The organism is Enterococcus sp. S22(2020), from assembly GCF_020295385.1.
Lineage (GTDB): Bacteria > Bacillota > Bacilli > Lactobacillales > Enterococcaceae > Enterococcus_L > Enterococcus_L dunnyi.
The window spans coordinates 460,449-474,508 of sequence record NZ_JACFUD010000003.1 but is presented as its reverse complement, the minus strand read 5'-3'; the positions used below and the strand labels follow the sequence as shown (position 1 = coordinate 474,508).

Annotated in this window: 15 protein-coding genes; 8 read left to right on the top strand and 7 right to left on the bottom strand. The window is 37.1% G+C overall.

Annotation, left to right across the window (positions count from 1 at the left end; all coding sequences use genetic code 11):
- Nucleotides 1-30: 30 nt before the first annotated feature.
- Together H3T55_RS08000 and H3T55_RS07995 are read right to left on the bottom strand one after the other, a co-directional pair.
- The gene (locus H3T55_RS08000) at nt 31-1,149 is read right to left on the bottom strand and encodes a 5-methyltetrahydropteroyltriglutamate--homocysteine S-methyltransferase (protein WP_225534040.1); all 1,119 of its coding nucleotides are present in this window, start codon (nt 1,147-1,149) and stop codon (nt 31-33) included.
- Nucleotides 1,150-1,527: 378 nt separating this feature from the next.
- Nucleotides 1,528-3,201, bottom strand: coding sequence for a phosphoenolpyruvate carboxykinase (ATP) (locus H3T55_RS07995; RefSeq protein ID WP_225534039.1), 1,674 nt, complete (start codon nt 3,199-3,201; stop codon nt 1,528-1,530).
- Nucleotides 3,202-3,402: 201 nt separating this feature from the next.
- Here H3T55_RS07995 and H3T55_RS07990 point away from each other — a divergent pair, with 201 nt between their 5' ends.
- From H3T55_RS07990 to H3T55_RS07970, 5 genes are all read left to right on the top strand, one after another.
- Nucleotides 3,403-4,080, top strand: a complete 678-nt coding sequence (locus H3T55_RS07990) for a hypothetical protein (protein ID WP_087639970.1) — start codon at nt 3,403-3,405, stop codon at nt 4,078-4,080.
- Nucleotides 4,081-4,252: 172 nt separating this feature from the next.
- Nucleotides 4,253-4,783, top strand: coding sequence for a GNAT family N-acetyltransferase (locus tag H3T55_RS07985; protein ID WP_225534038.1), 531 nt, complete (start codon nt 4,253-4,255; stop codon nt 4,781-4,783).
- Nucleotides 4,784-5,117: 334 nt separating this feature from the next.
- The gene (gene trpX / locus H3T55_RS07980; RefSeq protein ID WP_087639972.1) at nt 5,118-6,107 is read left to right on the top strand and encodes a tryptophan ABC transporter substrate-binding protein; all 990 of its coding nucleotides are present in this window, start codon (nt 5,118-5,120) and stop codon (nt 6,105-6,107) included.
- Between the two features lie 11 nt (nt 6,108-6,118).
- A complete protein-coding gene (locus H3T55_RS07975) occupies nt 6,119-7,006 on the top strand; it encodes an ABC transporter permease (RefSeq protein ID WP_087639973.1) in 888 nt (295 codons plus the stop codon).
- Nucleotides 7,003-7,785, top strand: coding sequence for an ABC transporter ATP-binding protein (locus tag H3T55_RS07970; protein WP_225534037.1), 783 nt, complete (start codon nt 7,003-7,005; stop codon nt 7,783-7,785). Before H3T55_RS07975 ends, H3T55_RS07970 begins: the two co-directional genes overlap by 4 nt.
- A gap of 14 nt (nt 7,786-7,799) precedes the next feature.
- Here H3T55_RS07970 and H3T55_RS07965 read toward each other — a convergent pair whose 3' ends face one another.
- Together H3T55_RS07965 and H3T55_RS07960 are read right to left on the bottom strand one after the other, a co-directional pair.
- Complete coding sequence (locus H3T55_RS07965; protein ID WP_087639975.1) at nt 7,800-8,255, bottom strand: threonine/serine exporter family protein; 456 nt, start codon at nt 8,253-8,255, stop codon at nt 7,800-7,802.
- Between the two features lie 12 nt (nt 8,256-8,267).
- Nucleotides 8,268-9,029, bottom strand: a complete 762-nt coding sequence (locus tag H3T55_RS07960; RefSeq protein WP_225534036.1) for a threonine/serine exporter family protein — start codon at nt 9,027-9,029, stop codon at nt 8,268-8,270.
- Nucleotides 9,030-9,324: 295 nt separating this feature from the next.
- On the opposite strand from H3T55_RS07960, the gene H3T55_RS07955 reads away from it, so the two are divergent.
- Nucleotides 9,325-9,513: a hypothetical protein gene (locus H3T55_RS07955; protein ID WP_088268645.1), complete on the top strand. Its 189-nt coding sequence runs from the start codon at nt 9,325-9,327 to the stop codon at nt 9,511-9,513.
- A gap of 23 nt (nt 9,514-9,536) precedes the next feature.
- On the opposite strand, the gene H3T55_RS07950 is transcribed toward H3T55_RS07955, so the two are convergent.
- Nucleotides 9,537-10,310, bottom strand: coding sequence for a Cof-type HAD-IIB family hydrolase (locus tag H3T55_RS07950; protein WP_225534035.1), 774 nt, complete (start codon nt 10,308-10,310; stop codon nt 9,537-9,539).
- A 150-nt stretch (nt 10,311-10,460) separates the two neighbouring features.
- On the opposite strand from H3T55_RS07950, the gene H3T55_RS07945 reads away from it, so the two are divergent.
- Together H3T55_RS07945 and H3T55_RS07940 are read left to right on the top strand one after the other, a co-directional pair.
- Nucleotides 10,461-11,177: a response regulator transcription factor gene (locus H3T55_RS07945; RefSeq protein WP_087639979.1), complete on the top strand. Its 717-nt coding sequence runs from the start codon at nt 10,461-10,463 to the stop codon at nt 11,175-11,177.
- Nucleotides 11,178-12,647: a sensor histidine kinase gene (locus H3T55_RS07940; RefSeq protein ID WP_225534034.1), complete on the top strand. Its 1,470-nt coding sequence runs from the start codon at nt 11,178-11,180 to the stop codon at nt 12,645-12,647. It begins immediately after the preceding gene.
- A 120-nt stretch (nt 12,648-12,767) separates the two neighbouring features.
- On the opposite strand, the gene H3T55_RS07935 is transcribed toward H3T55_RS07940, so the two are convergent.
- Nucleotides 12,768-13,319, bottom strand: coding sequence for a hypothetical protein (locus tag H3T55_RS07935; RefSeq protein WP_087639981.1), 552 nt, complete (start codon nt 13,317-13,319; stop codon nt 12,768-12,770).
- 12 nt (nt 13,320-13,331) lie between these two features.
- Complete coding sequence (locus tag H3T55_RS07930) at nt 13,332-14,033, bottom strand: hypothetical protein (protein WP_225534033.1); 702 nt, start codon at nt 14,031-14,033, stop codon at nt 13,332-13,334.
- Nucleotides 14,034-14,060: the final 27 nt, after the last annotated feature.

The following is a 14,060-nucleotide window of genomic DNA, read 5'->3' as shown; positions in this document are numbered from 1 at the left end:
GAAGAATTCGTTTTTTCCTGCTTTTTTTGTTTATGCATCTGTCCAAACAGTTTCAGCGATTGTTTTAACAAGCGCGATTTTTTCCCACTGCTCTTCTTCTGTTAAATGATTTCCTTCGTGGGTGGACGCGAAACCGCATTGCGGAGACAAGCAAATTTGCTCTAAAGGTACATATTGGCTTGCTTCTTTGATTCGAGCAATAATCGCCTCAGAACTTTCTAAGTTTCCTGTTTTTGTTGTGATCAAGCCTAAAACGATTCGCTGATCGTGTAATTTTTCTAATGGTTCAAATCCGCCAGAACGCTCATCGTCATACTCTAAAAAGAAACCATCGAATGCTTGGATCGAAAAGAGATTTTTGGCAATTGTTTCATAAGAGCCATTATATAACCAATGAGACTGGAAGTTCCCTTTACAAAAATGGAAGGTAACAGCTAAATCGGCTGGCTTTTTAGCTAATGCTTGTTCTGTTACTTCCTGAAAATCCTGAAGCAATTGATCTGGATTCAAGCCACTTGCTTTGATCATTTCACGGAAACGATCATCAAACAACCCGCCCCAACTGGTATCATCCAATTGCAAGTATCGACAGCCTGCATCATAGAACGCTTGGATCGCATCTTGATACGTTTTGATCAAGTCTTGTTTGAATGCAGCCAAAGAATCATAGATCGGATTTTCATTATATTGTTTTGATAAGATCAATGAGTCTAGAAAAATCATGTTCGGACCAGGAATCGTTTGTTTAGCCAAAAGTGGTGCTGCATGGCGTTGAGTAAAACGAAAATGATCAAGAAACGGGTGGTCTTTCGAAAAAGAGAGTGGACCACTGACAAATGTCCCTTGAGCTTCAGTGGTAATTCCAAAAGCAGTTGTTTCAAAATCAAAAACAGTGATCCCGTTCAACCCTGCAATAAAATCTAAATGCCACCAGCGACGACGAAATTCACCGTCTGTTACAGCTGAAAGCCCTACTGCTTTTTGTTTTTCTATCAATTTGATGATCTCTTGATCTTCGATTTCAGTTAGCTTTTCTTTTGAGATCGTTCCGTCAGCAAAAGCTTGACGAGCTTCTTTCAAAGGCTCTGTGCGTAAAAAACTACCAACGATGTCATAGCGAAAAGGGATTTTTTGTTTGTTGTTTGTCATAATAATTCCTCCATTATTTCAGTTTAGTAAGTTGAAAAATACAAAAAAACCCTATACTTTCTTCAAAGTAAAGGGCGAATGCTCGCGTTACCACCTTCATTTTGGAAATCTCTCACAAGATTTCCCTCAACCAGGTACAGAATCAATTCTTCAATACCATTGCACTATATTGGGCGCACCCAGAACATGCTTACCTCAGCTCACATCTTCTTACGAAAAGGTCATTTTCCTGTAATAGCAAATTATCTCTTTTCAGCTACCGAGACTCTCTAATCAATTTTCTAAAAACAGTACTCTTCTTTTCATCGTATTCTAATTTATTTATCATTACTGAAAGTATAGGCTAGGTCAAAATGTTTGTCAACAGCTGTTTATAGTTCATTCACTGATCGCTGCTTTGGCAGCTTCTAACTCGTCTATTAATTTCTGTATGAACAACTCGATTTCATTTGGAAGGACGGGATCGTCTTGTCGCTCGTTTTTTTGTTGTTGAATGAAATCAAGCCTATAGCTCAAACTATCTTGGATTTTTACTAAATAATTTGGATCATGAAAATCAGGAAGCAATGAATCTGTTGGTGCATAACTCATTGAAGATAATGGACCAAAAGGGAGAAATGTCTCTGTATTGTTTATCACGGCTTCGATGCAGGATAATGTTTGCTGCGGGCTGATTTTTTGTCCATTAAAATAGCCAGTATTTAAAACGTAACAGTCGACCGTTTGCTGTTCAAACAATTCCTTGAAATCCTGATAATCTTCTGTTAATGGATAAGCACGGAAAGGATTCGCAAAAGGCTCAATAACCAATCGATCTAAGTCTGTCTCAGGTAAGACATTCTCGGCTGTCGATCGTTTGGTCGCTAGGGTCAAACCAAAGATTGCAGCTAACACAGGATCATCGATCTTGACGATCGGCGGTAAGCTGTCATCTTTCATGATCCAATAAACAGCATCCAGCTTTTCTGGCAGATGATCCTTTCTATTAGGCGTTGCATACCGTGATTTGATCGTTCGTCCGTTATTGTTTCTAATATCTTCAGTCACTAGAACTTTTTGGTGCTGTTCATTAAGAGTAACGCCAATATTGTGACCAGTTAAAAAAAAGTTTATACTTGGATCTTTCATTGGATAGTCTTGTGTTTTATCGAAATAGGCAGGCTCTAAGGCAGTAGTGGAGCCATTCTTTTTAGATATGATAAAAGCATCATCATGAAGAACGGTCACATTATGCTGATTTTGATGGTCGGCTAAAGTAATCGTTGATTTACCTGAACCTGACAAACCAAAAACAGCCATAGTATATTTTTTTTCAACTAAGTTATATTGTTTTAGCCCACCATGGCAAGCAATGAAGCCATTTCGATGTGCGATCGCCCAAGCTAATGTTAAAGTAGCCTTTTTCAATTCTCCAAAATAGCGCAGTCCCAAAACAGCAGCAACATTGTGCTTATGATCGATCAATACTAAGCCATCTGGAAAATCCGGGTGCACCCATGTAGGATCGGCATAGACATAAATATCTCCTTCCTCATAATGAGCCGAAGCAGTGTATTGCGTATGGTAAGCACTCGTTGTGGATTGGAAATTTAAGAGATAGGCATAAAGACTGTGCTCAAAGCCTTTTGGAAGTTGAAGGTGGCATTTGATCATGAAATCTGCTGAAAGTCCGACATAAACCTCGCTATGATAACAATCTTTTTGAGAACTCTGATAGATTGCTTCACGTAAAAGTCCGCTATAAAAGGCAGTGTCCACCTCAGGATCACCGATAATTCTTCTGGCCATCGCACTTCTGCCGACTATTTTTCCATCGTTTGAGACTAAGACCTTTGCATCGGCCGGTAATTCGAGTTTTTCTGGCTGATAGACTGGAATGTCAGTGACAATTGTGCCCAAAGCATTTTTTGCTAAGATATAACAGTCGCTTAATCGAGTCACTTTATGAACGTTATTCCTGTAAAAACTTGTTTCAATGATGCTTCGAAAATTGGATAAAAGTGGATTTTCTTTCGTAATCTGATCGATGCTCAACTTTTCTACAGAACTCATGATCATCCCTCCCGATCTTTCTTTATGTATATTTTATCACAAAGTAACCGCTTGCAAAACTGTGGCGTTAAAATTATATAATTGGTTTATTAAGTTGTTAGATTATAATTTTTTAAAATAAATCCAGGAAAATATTTTATACTAGGAAAAAAAAAGAAGTAAAGGTATAATAAAGGAGAGAAGTGATAAGGGGAGAGTAAAGTGAAGAAAAATTTTATTGATGCAAAAGATGATGTTATTGATTATTTAAATAAACAGAAAAAAATGACAGCTATCATTATTGGTATCGCAGTTTTATTTATTATTAGTTTATTTTTTATGATCCCTAAAGTACAGGCAAATATTCGTGCCTCTCAAATTCAATCGATTGTGAGTCAAACCAAATTAGCAAAAAAAGCAAATTATTTAGATGCTAAAACGGCAGATCAGCAAATTAGTGAAAAAACAGCAATGACGGTTTTGTTTTCTGTTCCGAGTGGAAAAACGTATGATGCAGTAATCGATGTTTTAAAAGATACGGATCAGATGAAGACATTCAATCATAGTATTTATATCTACCCAATTGTTTATAATGCTGAAAAAATCGAAGAAAAGTATAAGCTAAAAAAAGATGAAACTACGGTGATCTTTTTTGAAAGCGGCAAAGAAAAAAATCGCTTTACTTTAGAAACTAGTCAAGATATAAAGACAACATTGATCCCTGCTTTGAATCAGTTGCCATTGTCAAGCGTGGAGCCAACGGTCCAAACACCGGCAGAAAATACAACACATTCAACTGCTGAAACAACTCAGACAACACAAGAGACACAAACGCAAGAAGTCGACGAACAAGGACAAGTGCAGGAACAGCCGACTGAAGCTGAAGTTCCTGCAGAATAATGACGTAACTACTAGAAAGAAGGGCTTACGATGAAAGAATTGATTTTGATCCTATTATTGAAGCTTGGGATAATCCAACCTGCTATGCAGCGTGTTTATGTAAGAAGTGATCGACGTGACAAGTATTAAATGGCGGACGTTGGCAACTGATTTAGTAAGAAAGAGGACTCAGATGTCTACTGAGTCCTCTTTCAATCAAAATAGCCTAAAAAAAGTCCGTATAAATGAATCGATCCGGCTAAGCCCTTTTGATAAATTTAGAAATGAAGCATTGAAATGGTATCAAGATCCGGAAAATATGCGTAATATCGTAGGAATAGAAACGATTTACAGTAAAGAGCAGGTAAAGCAAATGTATCATTGGCAAAATGAGCATGGATTTCTTTACTATATTGAATATCGTGATGGCGATTGCTTTCAAACGATCGGAGATGTCTGGCTGGCAGAGGACGATTATGCAATTGTCATCGATCAGGCATTTCAAAACCGTCATATCGGTCGTATGGTTACCAAATACTTTATCTATAAAGCGAAAAAACTTGGTAGAGAACGAATCACGGTAAGTGAGATTTTCAACTGGAATGAAGCGTCGCAAAAAATGTTTACCCATTTAAACTTTTATCCATACAAGAAACAAAAAGATAGTTGGAGCTATCGAAAGCGCCTGAAAAATCAGCATTTACGAAAAAAAAATTCAATTTAACGTTTTTTGACCTTGACGAATAAATCATAAGTAGTGTAGACTACATTTAACAGAAAAACTATAGGAGTGATTACATGATGAAGCTATCCACACCAAACAACCAATTGAATAACTCATGGCAAAACTGGCGTAGATAGTTGTATGTATGGTGCTCTCATAGATACAACGAATTAGAATTTTTTCTAAAGTTTGTATCTATGTCGGTTTATTAAAAATGATTTCTGACCGCATAGATGTTTGATCTATGCGGTTTTTGTTTAAAACAACGGCCGCTCCTTTTTAGGACTTGCTGTTGTTTTTTTGTTTAGAAAATTTCAATTTAGGAGGAGAAAAAATGAGAAAAAATCGTTTATCATTTGTAGTAGCTGCCATTATTATCTTTTTGATTGGGTCATTTTTTATAGAAAAAAGAGAAACACAAAAAGAAAAATTACCTACAGTTGGTGTGCTTCAATTTGTGAGCCATCCTGCATTAGACCAAATTTATAAAGGTATCCAAGCGGGACTGAAAGAAGAAGGTTATGAAGATGGCAAAAATATGACATTGGTTTTTCAAAACGGACAAGCTGATCAAAGTAAACTTGCGACAATGAGTCAACAGCTAGTGCAGGAGAAAAAATCAGATGTCCTGATCGGCATAGCGACACCAGCCGCACAAGCATTGGCGAATACAACTTCTGAGCGGCCGATCATTCTGGGAGCGATCACTGATCCAGTGAGTGCGGGTTTGGTCAAAAGCAATGAAAAACCAGGAGGGAATATTACAGGTGTCAGTGATAAATCTCCTGTTGATGCTCAGTTTGACTTGATCGCAAAATTAGTGCCGAACAATAAAAAAGTAGGTATCTTATACGCTTCATCCGAAGAAAACTCTAAATACCAAGTCGAGGAAGCAAAGAAAGTTGCAGAGAAAAAAGGTATGACAGTCAAAACATATGCTGTGCCATCAAGTAATGAAATTGCGCAAACGGTTCAAGTGATGGCTAGTGAAGTGGATATGATCTATATTCCGACAGATAACACAATTGCTAATGCGATGCAAACCGTAGTGAATGAAGCTGATAAAGCGAAAGTGCCGATTTTCCCTTCTGTGGATACAATGGTCGAACAAGGAGGAGTCGCGACTGTAGGAATTAATCAATTTGATCTTGGTGTTCAAACTGGGAAAATGGCAGCTGCGATTCTTTCAGGAAAATCACAGCCGGCAACGACGCCGATTTATACTTTTGATTCAGGTGATATCATTATCAACCAAAAACAAGCAGACAAATTAGGAATCAAAATTCCTGAAAACATTCGAGAAAAAGCTAAAATCGTAGAATAGGAGTGGAAGAAATGATCGTTTCAGCAATTGGACAAGGGATGCTATGGGCAATCTTAGGGTTAGGTATTTTTATGACCTATCGAATTTTAAATTTTCCGGATATGACAACAGAAGGGTCATTTCCATTAGGCGGAGCGGTTTGTGTGACTGCTATCACTTCAGGAATCCATCCAGTTTTTGCGACATTATTAGGTGTTTTAGCTGGTATGTGCGCTGGATTGGTCACAGGATTGCTATTCACAAAAGGGAAAATACCAGTGATTTTAGCTGGAATATTAGTGATGTCAGGACTAAATTCAGTGATTCTGTATGTCATGCAGACACCCAATCTATCATTGTTAAATAAGCCAAAAATTCAGGATTTCTTTTTACAATTTGATTTACCGAATTATTACGACATCGTTTTTCTAGGTGTGATTTTTCTTGTGATCATCATTAGTTTATTACTCTTTTTCTTCAATACGAATCTAGGACAGGCTTATATTGCTACGGGAGACAATGAACATATGGCTCGTTCACTTGGCATCAAAACAGATTCAATGAAAATTTTAGGTTTAACGTTATCAAATGGCGTGATCGCATTATCAGGGGCACTGATTGCCCAGAATGATGGCTATGCGGATGTCAATAAGGGAACAGGCGTGATCGTCATTGGACTTGCATCGATCATTATTGGCGAGGTGCTTTTCGGTGAGTTGACATTTGCAGAGCGTTTGGTCGCGATCGTTGTAGGTAGCATCATTTATCAATTATTGATTTTAGCTGTGATCAAATTAGGCTTTGATACGACCTACTTGAAAATATTCTCTGCTGTGATTTTAGCAGTTTGTTTAATGATACCGCAGTTGAAAAAAGCATTGAATCTTCACTTTCTACCTGAGAAGGAGGCTGAAAAATGAGTACTGTACTTGAATTGAAACATGCGACTAAAAGAATCGATAATGGTCTAAATGAAACAAAGATCATTTTGAATAATGTGAATCTAACGATTGAAAAAGGTGAATTTGTCACTGTTTTAGGTGGAAATGGGGCTGGTAAAAGCACGCTGTTCAACAGCATCGCTGGAACATTGTCTCTAAGTGAAGGTGACTTGTTTATCAATCAACAAAAAATCACGAATTATTCTGAAGAAAAACGGGCAACTTTTTTCTCCCGCGTTTTTCAAGATCCTAAAATGGGAACAGCACCACGAATGACTGTTGCAGAAAATCTACTTTTGGCAATGTACCGAGGACAAAAAAGAAGCCTACGCTTAAGAAAAATCAGTGAGCAGCGAACTTTTTTTACAAAAATCTGCAGTGAAGTAGGAAATGGACTGGAAAATCATTTGGATACCCCAACTGGTAATCTTTCTGGCGGGCAAAGACAAGCATTGAGCTTGCTGATGGCGACATTGACTAAACCAGAGTTGTTATTGTTAGATGAACATACAGCAGCTTTAGATCCTAAAACGTCAAAACAATTGATGCATCTAACCGATCAACGAATCAAAGAAGCTGATTTGACTTGTTTAATGATCACTCACCGAATGGAAGACGCGTTAGAATATGGCAATCGGCTGATCGTCTTACAAAAAGGTCGGATCATTAAAGACTTGAATAAAACCGAGAAGGAAAAACTGACCCTACAGGATTTATTGCTTTTTTTTGAAGAAGAAGCAGAGCTGTCAGTAGATTAAGAAAGAAGTCAAGACTATCGATTAGTCTTGACTTCTTTTTTATCTAAAATATTTTTTAACAGACGTTCTACGATTCCTGTGACCATGAAACCAGCTGCAATCGCTCCAGCAGTCATGATCACTTTGATAATGAAATGCATGCCGTTGACGTAGTCACCTAAAACGATACTGCGAACTGCTTGATAAGCCGGACCGCCTGGAACTAGCGGAACAAGGCTGGGAATATTAAAGATAGTCATTGGCATTTTCTTCCGTCGTGAAAAAAAGATGCTCATCAAACCGATACCAATGGCGCCGAGAAAATTTGCAAAAATCGCTCCGGCCTCCAGGTTTTTAGTTGACCAAAAGATCATCCAGCCAACAGTACCAGTGATTCCGCAAGCATTTAGCAATTTTCTTGGGACATTCGTCACGATTCCAAATGTAATGGTGCTTAAATAACTAAAAAGACAATGAATCACAATTTCCAAAATAATTTCTCCTTACATAAATAGTTTGAAAACGATCGCAATGCCGATACCGATCGAACCTGCAATAAATACCGCTTCTGTTGCCCGTGCTGTTCCGCTTAACAGATGTCCAGCTAAAATGTCTCTGAATGAATTTGTGATCGCCACCCCAGGAACCAATGGCATCACAGCACCAATAATGATGTTATCGACATTACCAGCTAGATGGAAGGTCACTGCAAAATATGCGAGCAGACCAATTGTAAAAGAAGCCAGAAAGTCATCTAAGAATTTAATGTGGAGCCACTCCTTTGTGAAATGAGCTACACTAAAGCCGGTCATACCAATAAAGAATGTAGCTAGAAAATCATCCCAACTCCCGCCAAAAATATACATCAAGGTGCAACTGACAATCCCGGCTGCAAAAATTTGCAGCGTCATCGAATATGTTGGTGCTTCAGTGTCGATATTGACTAATTTATGGTTAAGCTCAGTTAGAGAAATTTCTTGGTTAGCGAACTGCCGAGAAAGATTATTGACAATGGCCACTTTTTCCAAATTGATACTGCGTTCAGTCACATTTTCTAATTGCGTAAAATTACTCGAGCGAAACCCCATAAAAAGACCTGTAGCAGTTACGTAGCTCACACTTTCTTTTTGACCAGCATTTTCTGCGATGCGGTTCATTGTATCTTCCACACGATACACTTCAGAACCACTTTCTGTCATTATTTTTCCAGCTAATAAACAAGTATCTAAAATGAGTTGTAAATTTTTTTGTTTTGATTCTGTCATTACAAAATCTCCTTGAAGTAAAGTATGCGATAAAAACAGTGTATCACTTTTTCTATAGGTTTGAAATCATTGATTTATTAGAAATAATCCTATTTTCTTTTTTAGAAATGTGTTTTCTTTACTCTAAGGCAAGAAGTAAAAAGGCAGTATTTTGGAATGATTATTTAAATTTTGCTTAGAATTATAAAGATATACTAAAAAAACAGAGGAAAACTCTCAGATAGTCAAAACATCCTTGCTTTTTCTCAGTAAAAGTCCTATCCTTATCTTAACAAACCAAAGGGGTCTAGATATTATGGATAAACAATGGTCACTGTATTCAATAAGCAGCTTCATTTTACTTGTATTGTTAGTAAAAACGTTTGAACGAGGGCATATTGCTTTAAGTATTTTTTTAGCGGTGCTTTTATTGGTACAAGTGACAGGATCAGTTATCTGTGTTCATCAAAAAAGACAAAAAAAAGAAATCCCATCTTCTAAATAAAGAAGTGGGATTTTTATTTTTGATCAAATTAAATCAAAATGCTTCAAAGCATGAACAATACCGCCATCCGTATTTTTCTTTGTGATATAACTTGAGCGTTCTTTCAACTCAGCTCGAGCATTGCCCATCGCAATTTTATTATCACATGCATCAAACAACGCAAGGTCGTTGATGCCATCTCCAAAAGCAAATGTCGGAACTTTTGGAAGATCAAGACTTTTGAATAGATTTTGAACACCAGAACCTTTTGAAACACCTTTTCTGACTGTATCAATAGAGTAGGGACCATTTCGGTAAAACGTCATCTCAGGGAAGTGTTCCAAATAATGTTCATCGCCATCTTCTGAGAGTACTAACATCATATTAACAGTCTTATTTTCAGTGTTAAAAGGATCGATCATAGGTGGTTTTGAATGAATGAAAGCATAGGCATTTGAAACGATTTCGTTGTGTCCTGAACACCAAATATGGCGATCATTATAATAAGAAATCTCGTGTCCTTGCTGTTTGACATGTTTTTGCATCTTAGCAACTTCTTCCGGTGTAAACTCATTTGAATACACGTTCTTTCCTTCAACTTGGATCAATTGACCATTCATCACAATAGCTGAATCGATCCCGCTATCTTTCATGATATGCTCGATCTCTACTATCGTCCGACCAGTAGCGATCAAAGGTAATACATGATTATCTTTCAATGCCTGGATAGCGGTTGAAATCTCAGAAGTAATTTCAGATTTTTCGTTCAGTAATGTGCCGTCTAAATCAAAAAAAGCAACTGCTTGAATCTTTTCCATAAATTTTCAACGTCCTTTCATGCTTAATCTTATCAAAGATTGAAAAAAAGACAAAGCTTTTTTGAAGAAAGATAGAAGTTATTGGAGCTTAGCGATTTTTAGAGTATAATATTACTGACGTTAACTATGAAGAAAAGAGGCGGTATATAAATGAATGTATTAATGATCGAAGATAATGAATCTGTATCAGAAATGATGCAAATGTTCTTTTTGAACGAAGGTTGGGAAGCAACTTTCAAATATGACGGCAAAGAAGGATTGGATACCTTTTTAGAAGCGCCGGAGAAGTGGGATATGATCACACTGGATCTGAATCTACCAACGATGGATGGGATGTCAGTGTGCCGTGAAGTTCGCAAGGTATCAAATACTGTACCGATCATTATGCTGACTGCCAGAGATTCTGAAAGTGATCAGGTGATAGGGCTTGAGATGGGCGCAGATGATTATGTGACTAAGCCGTTCAGTCCGTTGACCTTGATCGCTCGTATCAAAGCTCTTCATCGTCGTTCTGAGATCGGAGAGCATGTTGATAGCTCTGAACCTTCAGATGAAAAGTTTGATGTAACGACAGAACATTTCAAAATGAATACAAAAACTAGGGAAGCTTATCTTGATAATAAACCGATCGACGGTTTGACACCGAAAGAATTTGATTTGCTGTATACACTTGCAAAAAAACCAAGACAAGTTTTTTCCCGTGAGCAACTACTAGAAATGGTTTGGGATTATCAATATTTTGGAGATGAGCGAACAGTTGATGCTCATATCAAAAAGTTGCGTCAAAAGATTGAAAAAGTGGGACCGCAAGTTATTCAAACGGTTTGGGGCGTAGGGTATAAATTTGATGATTCTGGAGTTGCTTAGATGAAATATTTACATCAGCAATTACTCGCTTTTTGGGGTGTGATCATTTTAATCATTTTGATCGTGGGGACATCTTTTACGCAATTAACGAAAAAAACCTTACAAGATTCGAATTATGAACAATTACAAGGCTATGCTAAATCAGCATGGCAGGCGAAGGATTCGATCACCAGACAGCCGGGAATGACTGATCAAGATACGTGGAATGTTTCTTTTCATTTATTTGAAGGCTTTTTAAGCAATCAGGATGTTCAATTCGTTTTTTATGATACGAATATGAATGTTCAATACCCACTTAATCCTGAAAAAAAGCTAGACGATACAGTGATCAAAGCTAACTGGGATGGATTGATGCAAGGACAACAGGAGTTTGCCACAGTAGATAAAGATATTTACGGAAACAAGAATGTCTCCTCCTATGTTATGCTGCCTGTGACGATGACCGATATTCAGTCGCAACAAAATACGATCATTGGCGCGTTAGTGGTTACCCAACCAGCAAAAAACGTGTCTGATAGTATGGATGCTATTACATCGAATTTATTCAAGGGTTTTATCATATCTAGTATAGTGGGCTTGATTTTAAGCTATTTCTTTGCGAGTTTCCAAGTTAAACGGATCAATCGAATGAGGAAAGCTACAAAAGAAATCACCAGTGGAAACTTTGATGTAAAATTAGCAACCCATGACAAAGATGAATTTGATGACTTAGCGGAAGATTTCAACAAGATGGCTGAGTCACTAAAAGAATCAAGAGAAGAAATCGATCGTCAAGAAGAACGCCGCCGCCAATTTATGGCCGATGCCTCTCATGAAATGAGAACTCCTTTAACAACGATCAACGGTTTGCTAGAAGGACTTCAGTATGACGCAATACCTGAAAATCAACGAGCTAATGCTATTAAATTGATGCAAAATGAAACCTCTCGTCTGATACGATTAGTCAATGAGAATCTAGACTATGAGAAAATCAGAACGAATCAAATCAGCATTGTTGTGAAAAAATTCAATGCTACAGAGACACTGGAAAATATTTTAACACAATTAGAAGCGAAAGCAGAATCTGCTAATGATCGCTTGATTCTTGAAACACACGAACCTATTGACGTTTATGCTGACTATGATCGCTTCGTTCAGATCATGGTCAATATCCTGCAAAACGCGATACAATTTACTCAAGACGGAGAGATACGAGTTCATTTACAAAAAGGTTATTTGGAAACGATCGTAACGATTACTGACACAGGAATTGGAATGTCAGAAGACCAAGTACAAAATATTTGGGATCGCTACTATAAGGTCGATCCATCTAGGAAAAACACGAAATATGGAGAATCTGGTTTAGGATTGTCTATCGTTCAGCAACTAGTGAGACTGCATAAAGGGAAGATCAACGTTGAAAGTAAAGAGGGGAAAGGAACAAGCTTTACCATTTCATTCCCGGATGTTGAAATTCAAGACGAAGAGTAAGGAAAGAGTATAATAACAAGAATAAGCTGGGTGAAGATGATCGTTCTCTTTACCCAGCTTATTTAATGGCTATAAAAAGGTTTGGCAGTATCCGCTCATAGAGGGGCCGCCAAACCTTTTTTATGCTGTATGAATGATTTTATCCATATAAGGACTTTCTGCAATCTGAATGTCGTTCGTTAATACTAAAATAGCTTTTTTCTTTTCTTTAGCGATTTTTTGCAGCAATGGAAGTAGCTCTTGCCGCTGTCCAATCGATAATTTTTGGAAGATATCATCAATGATGATGATGTCTTTATCAAGCAATAGCAGTTGAACTAATTGGAGCTTGATTACTTCTAATGTGTTTAAATCAGATTCAGATTTAATCAGTACATCGTGTGTTAAGCCAACATAACTAAGCTGTTCTATTAGCAGAGGCTTTTTATTTTTCTCTTTGATCGATGTACCAAGAAACAGATTATCACGAATCGAGAGATAAGGGAGAAACGTATTTTCAGATAGAATAAAACCGATCGCCATCGTTTGTTTTAAATCAAATGTCTTATCGATAAGAAAGAAAAAATCAGCTTGAATACGGCTTTGATCTTCTAAAATGACTGTCATATGTTGTTCCTGAAATAATTCATTGAAACGCTCTTGCGTCCAGAAATTTTGTAAAGAAAAATCCATTTATTCACGTCCTTAATACTGAATTCTTTTTTTCAAAAATGAATAGGTAGAAATCGATGTTACTAGTGTAGTTGTACCAGTAAGAATCAAACAATTTTTTAGAAAAGCTTTGAATATGACAGAAATAGGCAGATTGGTGATCCCTAATGAAATAAAGGTAGTATTGCCATTAGCAGTCATTACTTGATTTGGTGTGCTTTCAACAACAAAATTCGGAGAAAAAAACGTAACTCGTTCAATTCCAAATTGAGCAGCTAATATAGGTTTTATCCTGATCAAAAGAAACTCATAGGTATGCTGGCAAACCAATAAAGCAAAAGCCGCGAAAAAAATCCCGATCATCAATGGAATCAGCGTTTCCAAGACAGCTTGCTTGATGATAAAAGAACGTTTAAATCCCATGATCCGCCATTTTAACATATCTTGTCTTTTTAAACGAAGAGTCGAAAAAAGTAAAAGGCTGATAATAAACAATGCAACGACTAAGAGTACTATGTACATCACTAAGAATAGGTGAATAAATTTCTGATGATTTTTTAAGTAATCAGATAGATTCGCCAAATACTTTACTTGTTGATAAAATGTGTTTTCTAAATCGATGAGGTTCAAAATGCTTGTCGATAGTACGAGAAAAAGTCCAGAAAAAAGTCCAAGACTAAAGGATGTTTTTTTATGATAGGAAACACTGGCATAGGCGTAACGAATGTTTTTCAAATAGATTCACCTCACAGGAACAAGTAT